This window comes from Actinoplanes sp. DH11 (assembly GCF_020873875.1).
Lineage (GTDB): Bacteria > Actinomycetota > Actinomycetes > Mycobacteriales > Micromonosporaceae > Actinoplanes.
In genome coordinates this window covers 1-13,743 of sequence record NZ_JAHWGU010000002.1, presented here as the reverse complement: position 1 = coordinate 13,743, position 13,743 = coordinate 1, and the positions used below count along the sequence as shown (strand labels likewise).

Annotated in this window: 10 protein-coding genes; 8 read left to right on the top strand and 2 right to left on the bottom strand. The window is 71.0% G+C overall.

Annotated elements, in window-relative coordinates; genetic code table 11:
• The first annotated feature begins 106 nt into the window (after positions 1–106).
• The 5 genes from LPA41_RS03220 to LPA41_RS03205 are packed head-to-tail and all read left to right on the top strand — an operon-like array spanning position 107 to position 3,871.
• Positions 107–1,276, top strand: coding sequence for an LLM class flavin-dependent oxidoreductase (locus LPA41_RS03220; RefSeq protein ID WP_229068150.1), 1,170 nt, complete (start codon positions 107–109; stop codon positions 1,274–1,276).
• A complete protein-coding gene (locus tag LPA41_RS41670) occupies positions 1,273–1,401 on the top strand; it encodes a hypothetical protein (RefSeq protein ID WP_255689183.1) in 129 nt (42 codons plus the stop codon). Before LPA41_RS03220 ends, LPA41_RS41670 begins: the two co-directional genes overlap by 4 nt.
• A gap of 12 nt (positions 1,402–1,413) precedes the next feature.
• Positions 1,414–2,364: an aliphatic sulfonate ABC transporter substrate-binding protein gene (locus LPA41_RS03215; RefSeq protein ID WP_229068149.1), complete on the top strand. Its 951-nt coding sequence runs from the start codon at positions 1,414–1,416 to the stop codon at positions 2,362–2,364.
• A complete protein-coding gene (locus LPA41_RS03210) occupies positions 2,361–3,182 on the top strand; it encodes an ABC transporter permease (RefSeq protein WP_229068148.1) in 822 nt (273 codons plus the stop codon). Before LPA41_RS03215 ends, LPA41_RS03210 begins: the two co-directional genes overlap by 4 nt.
• Positions 3,155–3,871 carry an ABC transporter ATP-binding protein gene (locus tag LPA41_RS03205; RefSeq protein WP_229068146.1) on the top strand — a complete coding sequence of 239 codons (717 nt, stop codon included), beginning with the start codon at positions 3,155–3,157 and terminating at the stop codon, positions 3,869–3,871. The genes LPA41_RS03210 and LPA41_RS03205 overlap by 28 nt, the downstream gene beginning before the upstream one ends.
• 61 nt (positions 3,872–3,932) lie before the next feature.
• Here the strand turns inward: LPA41_RS03205 and LPA41_RS03200 are convergent, their stop codons facing one another.
• Positions 3,933–7,298: a family 16 glycoside hydrolase gene (locus tag LPA41_RS03200; protein WP_229068145.1), complete on the bottom strand. Its 3,366-nt coding sequence runs from the start codon at positions 7,296–7,298 to the stop codon at positions 3,933–3,935.
• Positions 7,299–7,556: 258 nt separating this feature from the next.
• Between LPA41_RS03200 and LPA41_RS03195 the strand changes: the two genes are divergently transcribed.
• The 3 genes from LPA41_RS03195 (at position 7,557) to LPA41_RS03185 (ending at position 13,097) form a co-directional block, all read left to right on the top strand.
• Positions 7,557–10,355, top strand: coding sequence for a PQQ-dependent sugar dehydrogenase (locus LPA41_RS03195; protein WP_229068143.1), 2,799 nt, complete (start codon positions 7,557–7,559; stop codon positions 10,353–10,355).
• Complete coding sequence (locus LPA41_RS03190; RefSeq protein WP_229068141.1) at positions 10,352–12,034, top strand: ThuA domain-containing protein; 1,683 nt, start codon at positions 10,352–10,354, stop codon at positions 12,032–12,034. Before LPA41_RS03195 ends, LPA41_RS03190 begins: the two co-directional genes overlap by 4 nt.
• Positions 12,035–12,299: 265 nt before the next feature.
• Positions 12,300–13,097 (top strand): inositol monophosphatase family protein, encoded by a 798-nt coding sequence (locus tag LPA41_RS03185; protein ID WP_229068140.1) that lies wholly within the window; start codon positions 12,300–12,302, stop codon positions 13,095–13,097.
• Between the two features lie 108 nt (positions 13,098–13,205).
• On the opposite strand, the gene LPA41_RS03180 is transcribed toward LPA41_RS03185, so the two are convergent.
• Complete coding sequence (locus tag LPA41_RS03180; protein ID WP_229068137.1) at positions 13,206–13,514, bottom strand: hypothetical protein; 309 nt, start codon at positions 13,512–13,514, stop codon at positions 13,206–13,208.
• Between the last annotated feature and the right edge of the window lie 229 nt (positions 13,515–13,743).

Sequence of the window (13,743 nt, the reverse complement as noted above, 5' to 3'; positions counted from 1 at the left end):
GGGCCGAGGGGGAGTTCGGCATGCCCGTACACCCGGGTCTTGCTTTGTCTGTAAAATCTAGCGAACCTATAGGCATTGCGAAGTATCGCGAGCCGAAAGGGCCGAGATGTCCCTGCAGTTCCACTGGTTCCTGCCGACCAACGGCGGCGACGGCCGGCATGTCGTCGGCGGCGGTCACGGTCTGGCACCCGGCGGCTCCGGCCGCCCCGCCGACGTCGCCTACCTCACCCAGGTGGCCCGCGCCGCCGAGGACAACGGCTTCGCCGCCGCGCTCACCCCGACCGGCGCCTGGTGCGAGGACGCGTGGCTGAGCACCGCGATGCTGAGCCAGACCACCGACCGCCTGAAGTTCCTGGTGGCGTTCCGCCCCGGCGTGATCTCACCGTTCCTGGCGGCGCAGATGGCCGGCACCTTCCAGAACCTGTCCGGGGGCCGGCTGCTGCTCAACGTGGTCACCGGCGGGGAGAGCCACGAGCAGCGGATGTACGGCGACCACCTGGACAAGGACGCCCGGTACCGGCGGTGCGACGAGTTCCTGGAGATCGTCCGCAGGCTCTGGGCCGGTGAGACCGTCGACTTCCGCGGCGAGCACCTGTCGGTCGAGGCCGCCGAGCTCGGGCAGATCCCGGACCCGATCCCGGACGTCTACTTCGGCGGCTCCTCGCCCGCCGCGGGTGTCGTCGCCGCCAAGCACGCCGATGTCTACCTCACCTGGGGCGAACCGCCGGACGCGGTGGCCGAGAAGATCGCCTGGATCCGGCGGCTCGCCGCCGAGCAGGGCCGCGGGCCGGGCAACCGGCCGATCCACTTCGGCATCCGGATGCACACGATCACCCGGGACACCGCCGCCGAGGCGTGGGCGGAGGCCGACCGGCTGCTCGCCGGGATCTCGCCGGAGACCGTCGAGACGGTCCAGCGGGGCCTGCGCCTGAGCGAGTCGGAGGGGCAGAAGCGGATGCTCGCCCTGCACGGCGGGTCGACCGACCGGCTGGAGATCTACCCCAACCTGTGGGCGGGCGTCGGCCTGGTCCGCGGTGGCGCGGGCACCGCCCTGGTCGGCAGCCACGAGCAGGTCGCCGACCGGATCGCCGAGTACGCCGCGCTGGGCATCGAGGAGTTCGTGCTCTCCGCCTACCCGCACCTGGAGGGCGCGTACTGGTTCGGTGAGGGTGTCCTGCCGATCCTCGCCGAGCGCGGGCTGTGGTCCGACGAGCGGCCCCGGCGGCGCGGGCCCTCCCGGGTGCCGTTCGCGACGGCGGGCCGAGCCGTGCGATGAGGACCAGCCAGGACCGCGCCATCGTGCTGCTGCGCCTGCACGGCGTGGACCACAGCGCCGATCAGGCCGGCGGGCCGCTCGTCTTTCACCGTTCCGGATTCGGAAGTGTCTCCCCGTACAGCTGAAAGGTTCTCCTCATGCCGACCACCCGTCGCAGTCTTCTGATCGGCACCCTGGGTGCCGCCTTCCTCGCGGGTTGCGGGAACGCGGACGACGGTGCGAGCTCCGCCGGCGAGCCGGGCAAACTGCGCATCGGCTATCAGCGCTTCGGCGGGCTGAGCCTGTCCAAGGTGCGCGGCGACGCGCCGGACGCCGAGTGGTCGCTGTTCGAGAGCGGCCCGGCGCTGACCGAGGCGCTCAAGGCCGGCGCGATCGACATCGGGCAGACCGGTGAGGCGCCACCGATCTTCGCGGCCGCCGGCAAGATCGATTTCCGGATCATCGGTACCAGCGAGCCCGTGCCGCAAGGTGAGGCGGTCCTGGTCAAGGCGGCCAAGGGGTACCAGTCGTTCGCCGACCTCAAGGGCAAGACGGTCGCCCTGAACAAGGGTTCCAACGTCAACTGGCTGCTCGTCAAGCTGCTCGAGCAGGCCGGGCTGAGCATCACCGACATCAACGTCAAATACCTCAAGCCCGCCGAGGGGCGGCCCGCCTTCGACAGCGACCAGGTGGACGCGTGGATCATCTGGGACCCGTACTTCGCGCTCGCCGAACAGCCCGGCGTGCAGGTCCTCGCGGACGCCACCGGGCTGGCCAACAACCGCGAGTACATCCTCGCCGCCCCGGACGCGGTCACCGGCAAGGCACAGCTGATCAGCGACTTCCTCGGCAAGTACCGCGCCACCACCGACTGGGGCATCGCCAACCCGGCCGAACGCGCGAAGATCCTCGCCCCGGAGTTGAAGATCGACGAGGCCACCGCCACCCGGGCGCTGGCCCGCAGTGCCAAACCGCTGGCCCCGATCACCCCGGAGATCGGCGACGAGCTGCAGACCATCGCCGACGGGTTCACGAAGCTGGAGCTCATCCCGGTGCCGGTGAACATCAAGGAGCGGGTGCACGAGCAGTTCAACGAGGCGTACCTGTGACGACCACCGCCACTCCGCCTCTGGTGGAGACCCGGGCGCCGGTCCGGAAGCGCGCCCGCGGGCAGCGGCGCTGGTACCGGCTGATCAGCCCGATCGTGCTGCTCGTCGCGTGGGAGACGGCCTCACGCACTGGGGTGCTGCCCGAGGAGAAGGTGCCGGCTCCCAGCCTGGTGGTGCGCACCGGCTGGCGCCTCGCCACCGACGGCGACCTGACCGTGCACCTGACCAGTTCGCTCACCCGGGCGCTCATCGGCCTGGCCGTCGGCGGCGGCCTCGCGCTGGTGCTCGGCGCCGTGGCCGCGCTGCTGCGCCTGGGCGACCACGCCATCGACCCGCCCGTGCAGATGGCCCGGATGCTGCCGCACCTCGGCCTGGTCCCGCTGCTGATCATCTGGGTCGGCATCGGCGAGGAGCTGAAGATCAGTCTGGTGGCGCTGGGCAGTTTCTTCCCGCTGTACTTCAACACCTACGCCGGCATCCGCGACATCGACCAGCGGCTCGTGGAGGCCGCCCGGACGTGCGGGCTCAACCAGTGGCAGCGGCTGCGGCACGTGGTGCTGCCCGGCGCGCTGCCGTCGATCTTCCTCGGCCTGCGCCTGGCCATCGGCGCGGGCTGGCTCAGCCTGGTCGTGGGGGAGCAGGTCAACGCGCAGACCGGCATCGGCTTCCTGATGATGGAGGCCCGCGAGTTCTCGCAGACCGACGTGGTCGTGCTCGGCCTGCTCATCTACGCCCTGCTCGGGCTGCTCTCGGACGTACTGATCCGGTTCGCGGAACGGAGGACACTGACGTGGCGACGCGGCCTGCAAGCGACGTGATCGTCTCGGTGGCGGGCCTCAGCCGGGCCTTCGGCGACACCGTCGTGCTCGACGGCGCCGACCTGACGGTCGGGCGTGGCGAAGTGGTCGCGCTCCTCGGCGGCAGCGGCTCCGGCAAGAGTACGTTGCTGCGCGCTCTCGCCGGCCTCGACCCGGACGCCACCGGAGCCGTCTCGGTGCCCGAGCACTTCGGGGTGGTCTTCCAGGAGCACCGGCTGCTGCCGTGGAAACGGGTCGCCGACAACGTGGCGCTCGGCCTGGCCGGCCCGGACGCCCGGTCCCGTGCGGTGGCGGCGCTCACCGAGGTCGGGCTCGGCGACCGGGGCGACGCCTGGCCCGCCGAGCTGTCCGGCGGTCAGGCCCAGCGGGTCGCCGTCGCGCGGGCCCTGGTGCGGGAGCCGTCGCTGCTGCTGCTCGACGAGCCGTTCGGTGCCCTGGACGCGCTGACCCGGCTGCGGATGCAGCAGCTGCTGGGCCGGTTGCGGGAGCGGCACGGCTTCGCGGCCCTGCTCGTCACGCACGACGTCGACGAGGCTCTGCTGCTCGCCGACCGGGCGCTGGTCCTGGAGGGCGGGCGGATCGCGGAGGAGACCGCGGTGACGCTGCCGCGCCCGCGGCACTCCGACGATCCGGGGTTCGCCCGGTTGCGGCGGCACCTGCTCGAACGCCTCGGCGTCCACACCGCCTGACCGGGTCCGGCCTCGCCGGTTTCCGCTGGACTTGCGGCGGGTTCAGAGCCGGTACGACAGGTCAGGCCGGTTCGATCCAGATGTTGCGGTAACGGACGTTGGCGCCGGGGTCGCCGTGGTCCTGCAGGCGGATCGGCAGCAGGTCCGGTGACTCCGCGGCGCCGCCGCCGGTCGGCCCGTCGATGGCGACGTCGTTGTGCACCACCTGACCGTTCCAGACCACGGTGACCCGGGCGTTCTCGGTCTTCGCAGCGCCGTTCCAGCGGGCCGCCCGGAACGTGATGTCGTAGGTCTGCCAGGTCTCCGGGGCGGTGGCGGCGTTGGTGGACGGCGCCCGCTTCTGGTAGATCGCGGCGGCGTCGTCCAGGGCCGGTGACGGTTTGCCGTACGAGTCGAGCACCTGCACCTCATAGCGGTCCTGCAGGTAGATGCCGCTGTTGGCGCGGGCCTGACCGGTCACGTCGGCGGGCAGGTTCGGCAGCCAGAACTCCACGTGCAGCTTGAAGTCCCCGTACGCCTGCTTGGTCCTGATGTCGCCGCCGAGCACCTCGGCCGATCCGCCGGAGACCGGCCAGGTGGCCGCCGTGCCGCCGGTGGTCTGGAAGGCGCCGAGGCCGCCGCCGTCGAAGAGGGTGACCCGGCTGGTGCCGTTGTGGGTCCAGCGTTGCTGTGCCACGTCGGACCATTCCCAGATCTGGATCTGGGTGCCGTTCGCACTCGCCCCGCCGGCGACGTCGAGCACCTTGCCGGACTGCGGGTTGAGCAGCGAGCCGTTCGGCTGCTGCTGCCACACCTGCGCGGCACTGCCGTTGCAGGTGTAGAGCTGGACCTTGGTGCCGTTGGCGGTGCCGGCGTTGTCGATGTCCAGGCACTTGCCGAGGGCGCGCAGCGTGTCGCCGACCCGGGTCCAGCTCTGCGCGGACGAGTTGTTGCAGGTGTAGAGCTGGATCTTCGTCTTGTCCGCGGTGCCGGCGTTGTCCACGTCGACGCACTTGCCGGCGAGGCCGCTGATGGTGCCGGTCCGCGGCCCGCCACCGGGGGCGGTCGTGGTGCCGACGGTGAGGCTGTCCAGGTTGACGTGCCCGACGTCGCCGGTGTCCACCCGGTACGCGATCGTGTTGCCGCCGGCCCGCAGGGTGACCGTGTCGGTCTGGTTCGCCCAGGTGTCCCAGTTGCCGGTGTCGGCGAGGCTCACCTGCCGCACCTTCGTCCCGTTGACGTAGAGGCTCACGGTCTTGGCGCCGGCCGACGGGTTGGGGCCGTTGCTGAAGCGCAGCGACACCGGGTACGAGCCGGCCGACGGCACGTTGACGGTGAAGGTGGTCGCCGCGCCCGCCGAGCCGTACCCGGCGACGAAGCCCGTCCCGGTGTAGCCGGTGTGGTCGGTGGCGACGCCCGCGGTGCCGCTGAGCCCGGAGTTCTCCGCCTCGACCCGGTCACTGCGCAGCGTCGTGCCGTCGGCCAGGCTGTTCAGCGTGTACCAGGCCTCGGTGCTCCACAGCGACGCGCCGGAGGTGGAGGTGAAGGGCCGCGGTGAGCGGACGTGCACGACCCGGCCCGGCTTGAGCCCGGCGACCTTGAGGGTCACCTTGAGCCGGTCGGCGGAGAGCGTCGCCGAGGTCACCGGCAGGGTCTCCTCGTCGACCTTGGGCCCGCCGTACGCCGGTGTCGAGACGTAGCGCCACTGGGTGGCCCGGTAGCGGGCGGCCAGCTGGGCAGCGGTCGTGGTGGAGACCGGCTGGGTGTATTCCAGTTCGAAGCCGTCGGCGACCGCCCGCATCGCCTTGATGTCGAAGACGGACGTGCCGTTGGGCGTGAGCTTCTGCAGCCCGTACTGCAGCTTGCCCGGCTGGCCCCAGTTGCCGCCCGCGCCGAGCCCGCCGGCGTAGAGCGCGCCGTCCGGTCCCTGGCTCAGGCGCAGCACGCCCATCTCCAGGCCCTGGGTGAGCCGGAAGACCGCGCCCTGGTACTGCCCGCCGACCTTCTCCAGGAAGGCGCGCTGGACACCGCCGTAGGTGACGTCGCCGAACACCATCTGACCGGCGTACGGCCCGGCGTCGAGCATCAGCGGGGTGCTCGGCGAGTTGGCGATCTCGTTCTGCGGCAGCCACAGCACCGGCTGGGTGACCGGCTGGGAGTCGAACGGGCCGTCCGGGTTCGTGTAGTGCCCGAAGAACCGGTTCGGTTTGACCTGCACCAGCTTCGAGGCGGGCAGCCAGCCGCCCTGGTTGTCGGTGACGAAGATGTCGCCCTCGGGCCCGAAGCCGAGCCCGTTGGGGGTGCGCAGGCCGCCGGCGAGGTACTCGACCGCGCCGGTGGACCGGTTGATTTTCAGGGTGGTCCCGCGGTTCGCCGCCGGCTGCGGTTCGGTGGTGGCGCCGCCCAGGTTGATCGAGACGGACAGGTTCAGGTAGAAGAAGCCGTCCCGGTAGAGCAGGCCGAACGCGAACTCGTGGAAGTTGCCGCCGAACGGCCAGGTGGCGACCCGGCGGTACTGGTCGATGACCCCGTCGCCGGTGGTGTCGTTGAGCTCGGTCAGCTCGTGCTTCTGCGAGACGTAGATCTTGCCGTCGACGATCTTCAAACCCATCGGCTCGCGCAGCCCGGTGGCGATCCGCCGCTGGGTGACCTGGCTCGGTGAGGTGCTGCCGGTGACGCCGCTGAGGATGTAGACCTCACCGGTGGACGTGTCGCTGCCGCCCCAGGTGGCGATCGCCAGCCGGCCGTCGGGGAACCAGTCCATCGCGCTGACCTGCGGCTGGAAGCCGGACGGGCGCAGGTTGGTGAGCGTGTAGCCGGGGTGCACGGCCGCCAGCGGGAGACCGTCACCGGGGCTGTCGCCGGCGCTCTCACACTCCTTGCGGCCGGGCGCGGTCACCCGGACCACGCCGGCGTCGGTGCTCAGCGCGCTCGTCGGGATCACGGTGAAGGCGGTGGCGCCGGGCGGCCGCCACTCGAGCGTCAGCTGCTTCCCGCCGCCCTGGTCGAAGTAGTCCAGGCGCAGCGCGTGGTAGCCGGCGGTCAGGGTGGCGCCGCCCTCCTTCGCGGTGGCGCCGTGCAACCCGTCGTGGTCGATCACCGTCGCGTTGTCGATCGCCAGCCGGGACCCGTCGTCGCTTGTCAGCCGGAACTGGTGGGCGCCGGCCGTGGTGATGTTCAGGTTGCCGGTCACCTCGGACTGGAAGTGGTCCGCGAGGCCGAAGTCGGCGGTCGCCGTCCAGTTGATCACCGGCATCAGCTTGTCGACGTTCGGTGTCTGACCGGCTTTCAGGGTGCAGAGCCGGTCGCGCGTGGCCTGCAGGTCGAAGGTGCGCAGGGTGACCCCGGGCTCCTGCGGCGGGACCGCGGCGGTGGCCGGGGAGGTGGGAAGGACGGGGAGAAGGGCGCCGGCGAGGACGGCGGCGGACAGCAGCACCAGTCTTTTCATGGAGCGCTCCAGACGCGGGGCTCGACATCGATTATTGCCGATGCGGGGCCACGCTAGGCGCTTTCGGAAACAAAGTAAACAACTTCTGTACGAGCCGACGAAAGTGTGGACAGCCCCATCGAAAGTCATTAACGTCGATGTCGCCGTGTAACACGGTCGTAACCCTGCGAGGCTTCCCCTCGGCCCCGCAGCCCCCCGCCAGGTCGGTGTGTCGGCGCAGGTCCCCGGCCTGGCAATCGCGAGGAAAGTGGACCTGCCATGCCCCTGAAACGTGGAATCGCCGTACTCGGATCGTTGCTCCTGGCCGCGTCCCTGACGCTTGCCGCACCACCGCCCGCCCTCGCCCACCCGGTCAACCAGGCCGACTTCCAGCAGGTGACCCTCGCCAAGGGCGTCGCCGAGGTCGGTGAACCGATGGCCATCGCGGTGCTCCCCGACCGATCGGTGCTGCACACCGCCCGCAACGGCACGCTGCGGCGCACCGACGCCGGTGGCACAACCACCGTGATCGGCACCCTGCCGGTCTACACCCACGACGAGGAAGGCCTGCAAGGTGTCGGGGTCGACCCGGGCTTCGCCACCAACCGGCAGATCTACCTCTACTACGCGCCACCGCTGTCCACCCCGGCCGGTGACGCGCCCGCCACCGGCACCGACTTCTCCGCCTGGAACGGCGTCAACCGGCTGGCCCGGTTCACCCTCAACGCCGACTGGACGCTGAACACCGGCAGCGCGGTCACCGTGCTCGACGTCCCGGCCACCCGGGGGATCTGCTGCCACGTCGGCGGCGACATCGACTTCGACGCGGCCGGCAACCTCTACCTGTCCACCGGCGACGACAGCAACCCGTTCGACTCCGCCGGGTTCTCCCCACTGGACGAGCGGACCGGCCGCAACCCCGCCTACGACGCGCAGCGCACCGCCGGCAACACCAACGACCTGCGCGGCAAGGTGCTGCGGATCAAGGTCAACGCCAACGGGACGTACGCGATCCCGAGCGGCAACCTGTTCCCGGCCGGCACCGCGAACACCCGGCCGGAGATCTACGCGATGGGCTTCCGCAACCCGTTCCGGATGAGCGTCGACAAGGCCACCGGCGTGGTCTACCTCGGCGACTACGGCCCGGACGCGGGTTCCACCGACCCGAACCGGGGCCCGAGCGGGCAGGTCGAGTTCAACCGGATCACCAGCCCCGGCAACTACGGATGGCCGTACTGCACCGGCACCAACACCAGCACCGAGACGTACAACGAGTGGAACTTCGCCAATGGCACCACCGGGCCCAAGTACAACTGCGCGGGCGGCCCGGTCAACAACTCGTTCCGCAACACCGGGCAGACCACGCTGCCGCCGGCCCGGGCGGCCTGGATCCGGTACGCCGGTGACGCCGGCACCCCGCCGGAGTTCGGCGGCGGCTCCGAGTCGCCGATGGGCGGCCCGGTCTACCGGTACGACGCCGCGAACCCGTCGGCCACGAAGTTCCCGCAGTCGCTCGACGGGCACTTCTTCGCCGGTGAGCTCGGCCGCGGCTGGATCAAGCCGATCCACGTCGGCGGCGACGGCGCGGTCGGGGCGATCTCCGACTTCGCGTGGGGCGGCAAACAGGTGATGGACATGGCGTTCGGGCCGGACGGCTCGCTCTACGTCCTCGACTACGGCACCGGCTACTTCAACGGTGACGCCAACTCCGCGCTCTACCGCTACGACCACGTCGGTGGCGGCAACCGGGCACCCACCGCCGCCGCGGCCGCCGACAAGACCTCCGGGCAGGCGCCGCTGACCGTCGCGTTCTCCTCGGCCGGGTCGTCCGACCCCGAAGGCGGCGCGCTGAGCTACAACTGGGCCTTCGGCGACGGCACCACCTCGACGGCGGCCAACCCCACCAAGACGTACGCGGCCAACGGCACCTACAACGTGACACTCACCGTGACCGACCCGCAGGGCGCCACCGGCACGGCGAGTGTGCAGATCGGGGTCGGCAACACGGCGCCCTCGATCACCATCGGCACACCAGGCAACGGGCAGCTCTTCTCGTACGGCGACACCGTCCCGTTCTCGTTCACCCCGGCCGACCCCGAGGACGGCACGATCAACTGCGCCCGGGCCAAGATGACGTACGTGCTCGGCCACGACAGCCACGGCCACCAGATCACGTCGGTGAACGGTTGCAGCGGCTCCATCACCATCCCGGTCGACGGTGAACACGACGACGCGGCGAACATCTTCGCGGTCTTCGACGCCGAGTACACCGACGCGGGCGGGCTCACCACGCACAAGCAGCACATCCTGCAGCCCCGGCACCGGCAGGCCGAGCACTACAAGACCTCGTCCGGGATCAGCACGTTCACCAAGACCACGGCCGAGGGTGGCCGGACCGTCGGCGACATCAGCAACGGCGACTGGATCGCGTTCGAGCCGTACCAGCTGGGCACCGTCAGCTCCTTCACCGCCCGGGTCTCGTCGGCCGGGGCCGGTGGGACGCTGCAGGTCCGGGCCGGCTCGCCGACCGGGACCGTGCTCGGCTCGGCCGCCGTCCCGGTGACCGGCGCCTGGGACACGTTCACCGACGTCAGCGGCGCGGTGACCGGCGCACCCGCCGGCACCACCACGCTCTACCTGACGTTCGCCGGTGGCACCGGGGCGCTCTACGACCTGGACGCGTTCACCTTCACCACCGCGGCCGCCGGCCCGATCAAGGGCCTCGCCGGCAAGTGCCTGGACGTCGCCGGCGGTGCCACCGCGGACGGCACCAAGATCCAGCTCTACACCTGCAACGGCACCACCGCGCAGAACTGGAGCCCCACCGGCCAGACCTTCCGGGCCGTGGGCAAGTGCCTCGACGTGGCCGGCGGCGCCACCGCCAACGGCACGAAGGCGCAGCTCTACACGTGCAACGGCTCCACGGCGCAGAACTGGGCGCCGCAGGCCGACGGAACCATCCGCAACCCGCAGTCCGGCCGCTGTCTCGACGTCAGCCAGAACAGCTCCGCCGACGGCCAGCAGATCCACATCTGGGACTGTCACGCCGGAGCCAACCAGAAGTGGGTGCTCTCATGAGACGAGTTTTGCTTCTCCTAGCCGTGGTGGCGTCGATGCTCGGCGTGCCTGCCGCGGCGCAGGCCGACACCCCGTACGACGTCCTGGTCTTCTCCCGCACGGCGGGCTTCCGGCACGACTCCATCGCCGCCGGCACCCAGGCCGTCCGGGAGCTGGGCGCCGCCAACGGCTTCAGCGTGACCGCCACCGAGGATCCGGCCGTGTTCACCGCCGCGAACCTGGCCGGCTACGAGGCCGCGATCTTCCTGAACACCACGGGTGACGTGCTCAACGCCGCGCAGCAGACCGCGTTCGAGAACTGGGTCCGTGCGGGCGGCGGCTTCGTCGGGGTGCACGCCGCCGCCGACACCGAGTACGACTGGCCGTTCTACGGCGAACTCGTCGGCGCGTACTTCGCCTCGCACCCGGCGATCCAGCCCGCGAACGTGAAGGTCGAGGACCGGGCGCACGCCGCCACCGCGCACCTGCCGCAGACCTGGAACCGCACCGACGAGTGGTACGACTACCGCACCAACGCCCGCTCCACCGCCCACGTGCTGGCCACCCTCGACGAGTCGTCGTACTCCGGCGGCGTCATGGGCGCCGACCACCCGCACGCCTGGTGCAAGCCGTTCCAGGGCGGCCGCTCCTTCTACACCGGAGGCGGGCACACCGCGTCCTCGTACACCGAGAGCGCCTTCCGGACCCACCTGCTCGGCGGCATCCGGTACGCGGCCGGTCAGGCCAAGGCCGACTGCCGGCCGGAAACCGGGTACACGCCGCTCTACAACGGCTCCACCACCGGCTGGTCGCAGGCCGGGCCGGGCGCGTTCACCAACGCCGACGCCACCCTCACCTCGACCGGTGGGATGGGCCTCTACTGGTACAGCGCGAAACAGTTCACCAACTACTCCCTGAAACTGGACTGGCGGCTCGCCGGCGACGACAACACCGGCGTCTTCCTCGGGTTCCCCCCGTCGAGCGACCCGTGGTCGGCGGTGAACAACGGCTACGAGGTGCAGATCGACGCCACCGACGCGGCCGACCGCACCACCGGTGCCGTCTACACGTTCAAGTCCGCGGACCTGGCCGCCCGGGACGCCGCCCTCAACCCGCCCGGCGCGTGGAACACCTACGAACTGCTCGTCGAGGGCGAACGGCTCCGGGTCTACCTCAACGGCGTGCAGATCAACGACTTCACGAACACCGACCCGGTCCGCTCGCTCGCCGGCCACATCGGCATCCAGAACCACGGCGACGGCGACGACGCCTCGTTCCGCAACATCCGGATCAAGGAGCTGGGCGGCCCGTCACCCGTGACCTCGGGGCCGATCACCGGACTGGCCGGCAAGTGCCTGGACGTCTCCGGCGGCGCCACCGCCGACGGCACGAAGATCCAGCTCTGGACGTGCAACGGCAGCGCCGCCCAGAAATGGACCCGGCAGGGCAGCACGCTGCGCGCACAGGGCAAGTGCCTGGACGTGGCCGGCGGCGGCACCGCCAACGGCACAAAGGCGCAGCTGTGGACGTGCAACGGCAGCGGCGCACAGAACTGGGCGCCGCAGGCGAACGGCAGCATCCGCAACCCGCAGTCCGGGCGCTGCCTGGACGTCAGTCAGAACAGTTCCGCCGACGGCCAGCAGATCCACATCTGGGACTGCCACGGCGGTGCCAACCAGAAGTGGGCGCTGCCGGCCTGACCTTCTGACCTTAGCCTTCTGACCTCGGCCTTCTGACCTCGGCCTTCTGACCTCGGCCTTCTGACCTCGGCCTTCTGACCTCGCCTTCTGACCTCGGCCTTCTGACCTCGCCTTCTGACCTTGGCCTTCGGCCTTTTGGTCGAGCTGGCCTGATCTTTCTGCTCGAGCACGGGCCGCCGGTGACCGCCGGCGGCCCGTGTCGTGTCGTGCCGCGCCGCGCCGCGCCGTGCCGGGTCCGGTCGCCGGGTCCGCTAACGTGACGGCGGTGACCCGTGACCTGCCTGCCGCCGCCCGTGACCTGCTCACCGCCCGTGACCTTGCCGCCGGCCTGGCGATCCGAGCCGGCCGCCTGCAACTCGAGCGACGTGACACGCTGACGATGGGCGCGCCCAAGGCCCACGCCAACGACGTCGTCTCCGACGTCGACATCGCCAGTGAACGCCTCATCGTGGACGGCGTCACCGCGGCCTGGCCCGACGACGAGATCCAGGCGGAAGAGGGGAACGGCCGGCCCGGCAGCAGCGGCTGGTCCTGGGTGATCGATCCGCTGGACGGCACGCGCAACTACGTCAGCCGTACCGGGCCGTGGTCGGTCTGCATCGCGCTCTACCACGGCGACCAGGCCCGGATGGCCGTCGTGCACGACCCCGCCGCGGAAGAGACGTTCACCGCCGTCGACGGCGGCGGCGCCTTCCTCAACGGCCGGCCGATGTCCGCGCCGGCCGGTCCGCCGCTGGCCGAGGCGCTGGTCGGGGTAAGTTTCCAGCCCAACCCGCGCACCAAGGACCGCGCCGGCCGGGTCGTCCGTGACCTGCTGCCGCGCGTCGGCGACATCCGCCGCATCCCGGCCGCCCTGAACCTCGTCTACCAGGCGGCCGGACGGCTCGACGGCGGCGTCGCGCTCGACACGAAGCTGTGGGACATCGCCGCCGGCGCCCTGATCGCCCGCGAGGCCGGGGTAATCCTCGGCGGCCGCGGCCCGGACTTCAGCACCGAACTCACCGTCGGCGCGGGCGCCGGCCTCTGGCCCGAGCTGTCCGAACTGGTCCGCGCCGCCGCCTGATCACCCCTTCCGGGTACGGCTCGGCGAAGTCCCGCGCCACCGACCCGGATCCCTTCACGCTGAGCCGGTGCGTCCCCGGCAGCAAACTCCGTGCCCCACCCGGCTCCGTCACACCCCGGTACTCGCCGACGCCGCTACCACCCGCACCCTCCTCGCCGCACCGTGGTCCTCCGCGCTGGTCACCCGCGCCGCGCTGGTCACCCGCGCCGCGCCGCATCCCTCACCCGCGCCGCGCCACGTCACCCGCGCCGCGCTCGTCACCCGCGCCGCGCTCGTCACCCGCGCCGCGCTCGTCACCCGCGCCGCGCTCGTCACCCGCGCCGCGCTCGTCACCCGCGCCGCATCCCTCACCCACGCCGTGCCGGCCCGCGTGTCCAGCAGCCCTGCCGGGCCGGCTCCCGCGTCCGTGGCGTCCACTCTGCCGGGTCCCGCCTCGTCCGGGCGTCCTTGTCGAGATGTTGATCTGCTAGCGCTACGAAATCGCTGTGATCATGGGCTTGAAAACCGCGATTTCGCATCGCTAGTGTCCTGCGCCAGAAATTCGGCTACAAAATCGGGCGAGTGATTCGAGGATCTCTTCAGCGGTCTTGGTCCAGATGAACGGCCGTGGGTTCTGGTTCCAGGCGGCGATCCAGGTCCGGATGTC

What these genes read in the sequence shown, in the direction of transcription:
- LPA41_RS03220 (WP_229068150.1), top strand. Translation starts at nt 107, where the DNA reads ATGTCCCTGCAGTTCCACTGGTTCCTGCCGACCAACGGCGGCGACGGC.
- LPA41_RS41670 (WP_255689183.1), top strand. Translation starts at nt 1,273, where the DNA reads ATGAGGACCAGCCAGGACCGCGCCATCGTGCTGCTGCGCCTGCACGGC.
- LPA41_RS03215 (WP_229068149.1), top strand. Translation starts at nt 1,414, where the DNA reads ATGCCGACCACCCGTCGCAGTCTTCTGATCGGCACCCTGGGTGCCGCC.
- LPA41_RS03200 (WP_229068145.1), bottom strand. Translation starts at nt 7,298, where the DNA reads ATGAAAAGACTGGTGCTGCTGTCCGCCGCCGTCCTCGCCGGCGCCCTT.
- LPA41_RS03195 (WP_229068143.1), top strand. Translation starts at nt 7,557, where the DNA reads ATGCCCCTGAAACGTGGAATCGCCGTACTCGGATCGTTGCTCCTGGCC.
- LPA41_RS03190 (WP_229068141.1), top strand. Translation starts at nt 10,352, where the DNA reads ATGAGACGAGTTTTGCTTCTCCTAGCCGTGGTGGCGTCGATGCTCGGC.